Here is a 5377-nt window from a genome sequence, read left to right on the forward strand (position 1 = left end):
GGGGAGCCTGACGATTACCTACTTTCACACGGGGATCCGCACTATCATCGGCGTGGAGTCGTTTCACGGTCCTGTTCGGGATGGGAAGGGGTGGGGCCGACTCGCTATGGTCATCAGGCATGACGGGTTGCTGCGTCGCAGGAGGGGGTGAGCCCGGGGTGCGCCACAGCCAATCGGGAAGAAGCAGTAAGAGGGTTGCGTTGTTTCAGGCACAACGCGAGATCTCCAGCGGTGGTAAAACACACCGGTTATAGGATCAAGCCTTACGGGCAATTAGTATCAGTTAGCTGAGGACATTACTGTCCGTGCACACCTGACCTATCAACGTCCTGGTCTTGAACGACCCTTCAAGGGGCTCGAAGCCCCGGGGAAGTCTCATCTTGAGGCGAGTTTCCCGCTTAGATGCTTTCAGCGGTTATCTCTTCCGAACATAGCTACCCGGCGATGCGACTGGCGTCACAACCGGTACACCAGAGGTTCGTCCACTCCGGTCCTCTCGTACTAGGAGCAGGCCCCCTCAAACTTCCAGCGCCCACGGCAGATAGGGACCAAACTGTCTCACGACGTTTTAAACCCAGCTCACGTACCTCTTTAAATGGCGAACAGCCATACCCTTGGGACCGGCTACAGCCCCAGGATGAGATGAGCCGACATCGAGGTGCCAAACACCGCCGTCGATATGAACTCTTGGGCGGTATCAGCCTGTTATCCCCAGAGTACCTTTTATCCGTTGAGCGATGGCCCTTCCATACAGAACCACCGGATCACTATGACCTGCTTTCGCACCTGCTCGACTTGTCGGTCTCGCAGTCAAGCACGCTTATGCCATTGCACTATCAGCACGATTTCCGACCGTACCTAGCGTACCTTCGTACTCCTCCGTTACCCTTTGGGAGGAGACCGCCCCAGTCAAACTGCCTGCCATGCACTGTCCCCGATCCGGATTCACGGACCAGGGTTAGAACCTCAAACAGATCAGGGTGGTATTTCAAGGATGGCTCCACGAGAACTGGCGTTCCCGCTTCACAGCCTCCCACCTATCCTACACAGACCGGTTCAAAGTCCAATGCAAAGCTGCAGTAAAGGTTCATGGGGTCTTTCCGTCTAGCCGCGGGGAGATTGCATCATCACAAACACTTCAACTTCGCTGAGTCCCGGGAGGAGACAGTGTGGCCATCGTTACGCCATTCGTGCAGGTCGGAACTTACCCGACAAGGAATTTCGCTACCTTAGGACCGTTATAGTTACGGCCGCCGTTTACCGGGACTTCAATCAGGAGCTTGCACCCCATCATTTAATCTTCCGGCACCGGGCAGGCGTCACACCCTATACGTCCACTTTCGTGTTTGCAGAGTGCTGTGTTTTTATTAAACAGTCGCAGCCACCAGTTTATTGCAACCCCTTCATCCTTCCGGCGCAGGCCGGTCAAATTACAAGGGCGTACCTTATCCCGAAGTTACGGTACCAGTTTGCCGAGTTCCTTCTCCCGAGTTCTCTCAAGCGCCTTGGAATACTCATCTCGCCCACCTGTGTCGGTTTGCGGTACGGTCATTGTTGAACTGAAGCTTAGAGGCTTTTCCTGGAACCCCTTCCGATTGCTTCGCAGCTTAAAGCCGCTCGCGCCACACCCTTGAATTCCGTAGCCGGATTTGCCAGGCTACCTTCTCCAGTGCAGCGACCGGGACGTCCAACACCCGGACAACCTTCCGCGATCCGTCCCCCCATCGCATTCAACAATGGTGCGGGAATCTTGACCCGCTTCCCATCAGCTACGCATTTCTGCCTCGCCTTAGGGGCCGACTCACCCTGCGCCGATGAACGTTGCGCAGGAAACCTTGGGCTTACGGCGAGGGGGCCTTTCACCCCCTTTATCGCTACTCATGTCAGCATTCGCACTTCCGATACCTCCAGCACACCTTCCGGTGCACCTTCGCAGGCTTACGGAACGCTCTCCTACCATGCACATTGCTGTGCATCCGCAGCTTCGGTGACTGGCTTGAGCCCCGTTACATCTTCCGCGCAGGACGACTCGATCAGTGAGCTATTACGCTTTCTTTAAAGGGTGGCTGCTTCTAAGCCAACCTCCTGACTGTTTTTGCCTTCCCACTTCGTTTCCCACTTAGCCAATCTTGGGGACCTTAGCTGGCGGTCTGGGTTGTTTCCCTCTTGACACCGGACGTTAGCACCCGATGTCTGTCTCCCGTGATTGCACTCTTCGGTATTCGGAGTTTGCTATGGCGAAGTAATCCGCAATGGACCCTTCAACCATGACAGTGCTCTACCCCCGAAGGTGATACACGAGGCACTACCTAAATAGTTTTCGGAGAGAACCAGCTATTTCCAGGTTTGTTTAGCCTTTCACCCCTATCCACAGCTCATCCCCTGACTTTTCAACGTCAGTGGGTTCGGCCCTCCAGCACGTGTTACCGTGCCTTCAGCCTGGCCATGGATAGATCACCTGGTTTCGGGTCTACACCCAGCGACTGGACGCCCTGTTCGGACTCGCTTTCGCTACGCCTGCCCTATACGGTTAAGCTCGCCACTGAATGTAAGTCGCTGACCCATTATACAAAAGGTACGCCGTCACCCCTTTCAGGGCTCCGACTGTTTGTATGCATGCGGTTTCAGGATCTGTTTCACTCCCCTCCCGGGGTTCTTTTCGCCTTTCCCTCACGGTACTGGTTCACTATCGGTCGATCACGAGTATTTAGCCTTGGAGGATGGTCCCCCCATCTTCAGACAGGATTTCACGTGTCCCGCCCTACTTTTCGTACACCCAGTTCTTCCACCATGTTTTCGGCTACGGGGCTATCACCCGCTATGGCTGCACTTTCCAGAGCATTTGCCTAACACGACAGATAAAGAGTACAGGCTCTTCCCATTTCGCTCGCCACTACTCTGGGAATCTCGGTTGATTTCTTTTCCTGCGGCTACTTAGATGTTTCAGTTCGCCGCGTTCGCTTCGCATGGCCTATGTATTCAGCCATGGATGACCCATGCGGGCCGGGTTTCCCCATTCGGACATCTGCGGATCAAGGCTCGTTTGCCAGCTCCCCGCAGCTTTTCGCAGGCTACCGCGTCCTTCATCGCCTGTGATCGCCAAGGCATCCACCACATGCACTTGTTCGCTTGACCCTATAACGGGTGTGTCTCGCGCCCACTGTAAGCGCTGAAGCGCTGACAGTGGGCCCGACCCCCGAAGGGGGTGCGCCCGTTACAGGCTGAGTTTCAGCGTTGTGCCATATTCCACTGCCATCTTCCGATGGCCCTGAGATACTTTCGATACAATCACAACCCTGATCCACCTTCCCGCGCCCATCTCACTGGCGCTTCCGGTGGATCTCTTTACTACTTCTTCCTGATTGTTAAAGAACGACAGCCGATATCTTCATATCGTCCGACTGGCCAATCGCCAATGCACAGACCCCGCCTGTCGCAGGCACTGTGCAATGGGGATTGGTGGAGGCAGACGGGATCGAACCGACGACCCCCTGCTTGCAAAGCAGGTGCTCTCCCAGCTGAGCTATGCCCCCATCTTTCCAACTCCGCAGGCACTGCCCGGCTCTCACAGGGACTGGTGGGTCTGGCTGGATTCGAACCAGCGACCCCCGCCTTATCAAGACGGTGCTCTAACCAACTGAGCTACAGACCCCTGAGCCTGTCATTCATACAGCCGATAAGCGTGGGCACCACGATGCGCGCAGGTCCTGCGCGTTCTCTTGAAAGGAGGTGATCCAGCCGCACCTTCCGATACGGCTACCTTGTTACGACTTCACCCCAGTCATGAATCCTGCCGTGGTGACCGTCCTCCTTGCGGTTAGACTGGCCACTTCTGGCAAAACCCACTCCCATGGTGTGACGGGCGGTGTGTACAAGACCCGGGAACGTATTCACCGCGGCATGCTGATCCGCGATTACTAGCGATTCCAGCTTCACGCAGTCGAGTTGCAGACTGCGATCCGGACTACGATCGGTTTTCCGGGATTGGCTCCGCCTCGCGGCTTCGCAACCCTCTGTTCCGACCATTGTATGACGTGTGAAGCCCTACCCATAAGGGCCATGAGGACTTGACGTCATCCCCACCTTCCTCCGGTTTGTCACCGGCAGTCTCCCCGGAGTGCTCTTGCGTAGCAACTGGGGACAAGGGTTGCGCTCGTTGCGGGACTTAACCCAACATCTCACGACACGAGCTGACGACAGCCATGCAGCACCTGTGTTACGGCTCCCTTTCGGGCACACCCAACTCTCATCGGGCTTCCGTACATGTCAAGGGTAGGTAAGGTTTTTCGCGTTGCATCGAATTAATCCACATCATCCACCGCTTGTGCGGGTCCCCGTCAATTCCTTTGAGTTTTAATCTTGCGACCGTACTCCCCAGGCGGTCAACTTCACGCGTTAGCTACGTTACCAAGCCAGTGAAGGCCCGACAACCAGTTGACATCGTTTAGGGCGTGGACTACCAGGGTATCTAATCCTGTTTGCTCCCCACGCTTTCGTGCATGAGCGTCAGTATTGGCCCAGGGGGCTGCCTTCGCCATCGGTGTTCCTCCACATCTCTACGCATTTCACTGCTACACGTGGAATTCCACCCCCCTCTGCCATACTCCAGCGCTGCAGTCACCAATGCAGTTCCCAGGTTAAGCCCGGGGATTTCACATCGGTCTTACAGCACCGCCTGCGCACGCTTTACGCCCAGTAATTCCGATTAACGCTCGCACCCTACGTATTACCGCGGCTGCTGGCACGTAGTTAGCCGGTGCTTATTCTTCCGGTACCGTCAGCCCCCCTCCGTATTAGGGCGGAGGTTTTCTTCCCGGACAAAAGTGCTTTACAACCCGAAGGCCTTCTTCACACACGCGGCATTGCTGGATCAGGGTTGCCCCCATTGTCCAAAATTCCCCACTGCTGCCTCCCGTAGGAGTCTGGGCCGTGTCTCAGTCCCAGTGTGGCTGGTCGTCCTCTCAGACCAGCTACAGATCGTCGGCTTGGTAGGCCTTTACCCCACCAACTACCTAATCTGCCATCGGCCGCCCCCATAGCGCGAGGCCCGAAGGTCCCCCGCTTTCATCCACAGATCGTATGCGGTATTAATCCGGCTTTCGCCGGGCTATCCCCCACTACGGGACACGTTCCGATGTATTACTCACCCGTTCGCCACTCGCCACCAGGGTTGCCCCCGTGCTGCCGTTCGACTTGCATGTGTAAGGCATGCCGCCAGCGTTCAATCTGAGCCAGGATCAAACTCTTCAGTTCAAACCTGTTACTTGTTCCATCCTCTCGGATGGGTCGCTCACTCATCGGTTGACAGGTCATGATTGCTCATAACCCATCCTTACCGTGTGAGACTTGATGCTGCTGCGCTCACCGGGACTCATCA

At 56.0% G+C, this 5377-nt stretch carries 2 tRNA genes and 3 rRNA genes; all 5 read right to left on the reverse strand.

Annotation, left to right across the window (positions count from 1 at the left end):
• Window positions 1-5: 5 nt before the first annotated feature.
• The 5 genes from rrf to CY652_RS23555 all read right to left on the reverse strand — a co-directional run bounded on the left by rrf (window position 6) and on the right by CY652_RS23555 (window position 5253).
• A 5S ribosomal RNA gene (gene rrf / locus CY652_RS23535) occupies window positions 6-118 on the reverse strand.
• 134 nt (window positions 119-252) lie between these two features.
• Window positions 253-3135, reverse strand: a 23S ribosomal RNA gene (locus CY652_RS23540).
• Window positions 3136-3457: 322 nt separating this feature from the next.
• Window positions 3458-3533, reverse strand: a tRNA-Ala gene (locus tag CY652_RS23545).
• A gap of 42 nt (window positions 3534-3575) precedes the next feature.
• Window positions 3576-3652 (reverse strand) — tRNA-Ile (locus CY652_RS23550).
• Between the two features lie 70 nt (window positions 3653-3722).
• A 16S ribosomal RNA gene (locus CY652_RS23555) occupies window positions 3723-5253 on the reverse strand.
• Together the 16S, 23S and 5S rRNA genes with 2 tRNA genes alongside form the textbook arrangement of a ribosomal RNA operon.
• Between the last annotated feature and the right edge of the window lie 124 nt (window positions 5254-5377).

The sequence above is a fragment of the Burkholderia sp. WAC0059 genome (assembly GCF_002870125.1).
Lineage (GTDB): Bacteria > Pseudomonadota > Gammaproteobacteria > Burkholderiales > Burkholderiaceae > Paraburkholderia.